Genomic DNA, 2,243 nt, shown 5'->3' on the forward strand with positions numbered 1-2,243 from the left:
GTAAAAGTTAGTTGCCTGGTACGCTGGTCCTGCAGGATCACACCGGGCCACAGGCCCGGAAGCCCGGCTACTCCTTAGCCCGGGCCGTCGGGCCTGTGGCCCGGCCGAAAATAACCGACGGGCGGAAAGCAAACGATTCTCAGAACGGCCGGCGTAGAGCGGCGGCGTAACAGGCCTAGCGAGCGGGGTGAAAGTTAGTTGCCTGGTACGCTGGTCCTGCAAGATCACACCGGGCCACAGGCCCGGAAGCCCGGCTACTCCTTAACCCGGGCCGTCGGGCCTGTGGCCCGGCTGAAAAACAACCGACGGGAGGAAAGCAAACGCTTCTCAGAACGGTCGGCGTAGAGCGGCGGCGTAACAGGCCTAGCGAGCGGGGTGAAAGTTAGTCGCCTGATACGCTGGTCCAGCAGTTTCACACCGGGCCACAGGCCCGGAAGCCCGGCTACTCCTGAGCCCGGGCCGTCGGGCCTGTGGCCCGGCTGAAAAATGACCAACGGGAGGAAAGCAGACGCTTCTCAGAACGGCCGGCGTAGAGCGGCGTCGACACAGGCCTAGCAAGAGGGGCAAAAGTTAGTCGCCTGGTACGCCAGTCCAGCCTGTTCACACCGGGCCACAGGCCCGGAAGCCCGGCTACTCCTTACCCGGGCCGTCGGGCCTGTGGCCCGGCTGAAAAATGACCGACGGGAGGAAAGCAAACGCTTCTCAGAACGGCCGGCGTAGAGCGGCGGTGTAACGGACCTCGCTAGCGGAGCAAAAGTTAGTCGCCTGGTGAGCCAGTCCGGCAGTTTCACACCGGGCCACAGGCCCGGAAGCCCGGCTACTCCGAAACCCGTCTTGGCACCCGCGCGCCGCCGCCCCGCCTACACCTCCTGGGCGATCTGCAGCCCCAGGTATACCCCGTAGACGAGCAGCAGCAAACCGGCCTCCCAGCGGTCGAGGCGCTTGCGCCCCCCGAGAAACATGGCCGTAAATAGGAAAATAGTACCCCCGATGAGAAGATAGATTTCCCGGTTGAAGCTCGCGTTGTAGCCGATGGGGTGTACCACCGCACTGAGGGAGATGACGAACAGCGCGTTGAAGATATTTGAGCCCACGACGTTGCCGATGGCGATGTCGCTGTTCTTCTTGAAGGCGGCCACGGCGGAGGTAACCAGTTCGGGCAGGGAGGTGCCCGCCGCGATGATGGTGAGGCCGATGATCTTCTCGCTCACCCCCAGGCTGGTGGCAATGGCGATGGCGTGGTCTACGACCAGCTTGCCCCCGAACACCAGTCCGGCCAACCCGAAAACGATCAGGCCGACGATCCGGAGGGTCGTTGGATACACCGGCGACGAAGGCTCCAAAGGAGGCACCTCGGCCCGCATCTGCCGGAATACGTACCACAGGAAGGCCGCGAAGCAAACCAGCAGCAGGACCCCGTCCAGCCGAGAAAGGGACAGCGCGCCCCCGAGGAAGAAGTTGTTCGACAACAGCAGCAGCACCACCGCCGCGGCCAGCGACATGGGGATCTCCTGCCACACGGTACTCCGTTGCACCGTAATGGGCAGGATGAGCCCCGCGATGCCCAGGATGACGAACAGGTTGAAGTTGTTGCTCCCCACCACGTTGCCGTAGACGATGTCGGAATGCCCCTCCAGGGAGGCGATGAGGTTGACGACCAGCTCCGGGGCGGAAGTGCCGAAGGAAACGATCGTGAGCCCGATCACCAGGTCGGATACCCGGTGCTTGCGCGCCAGGCTGGACGCTCCGTCCACCAGCCAGTCCGCGCCGAAAATCAGCAGGACGAAGCCCGCCAGAATAAACCCGATCGAAAGAAGCATATGCTTATGGATTGGCCACCCCGACACCCACCGGCAAACTACCGGCCAGGCCCAGCAGCGGAATCGTAAGCGAAAGTAGGCCGACGATAAACTGCCCGGAAATATTTTTTTACCCCCGCAACACTGAATTGAACGCCCCCCAAGCGGGGTCTGCAGCGCGAAGCGCGAAGGGCCCCGCAAGCCCCCCAAAAACCAATAACCCTACCGGCCCAGCGGCCCTGGAAGGGACACCCACTCCATACGCGGGGTCTGTAGCGCGAATCGCGCAGGGCCCCGCAAGAACACCCCCCCAAAACCCAATAACCCTACCGCCCCAGCGGCCCTGGAAGGGACGCCCAACCCCCAAGCGGGGTCTGAAGCGCGCAGCGCGCAGGGCCCCGCAAGAACACCCCCCCCAAACCCAATAATCCTACCGCCCCAGCG

Annotated in this window: 1 protein-coding gene; it reads right to left on the reverse strand. The window is 63.7% G+C overall.

Annotation, left to right across the window (positions count from 1 at the left end; all coding sequences use genetic code 11):
* Positions 1–860: 860 nt before the first annotated feature.
* Positions 861–1,820 (reverse strand): calcium/sodium antiporter, encoded by a 960-nt coding sequence (locus tag CGL56_RS17950; RefSeq protein ID WP_099107971.1) that lies wholly within the window; start codon positions 1,818–1,820, stop codon positions 861–863.
* Between the last annotated feature and the right edge of the window lie 423 nt (positions 1,821–2,243).

The sequence above is a fragment of the Neolewinella marina genome (genome assembly GCF_002631205.1).
GTDB lineage: Bacteria > Bacteroidota > Bacteroidia > Chitinophagales > Saprospiraceae > Neolewinella > Neolewinella marina.

Bases quoted from the DNA above. Each gene is read 5' to 3' on its own strand.
- CGL56_RS17950 (WP_099107971.1), bottom strand. From the start codon at position 1,820: ATGCTTCTTTCGATCGGGTTTATTCTGGCGGGCTTCGTCCTGCTGATT.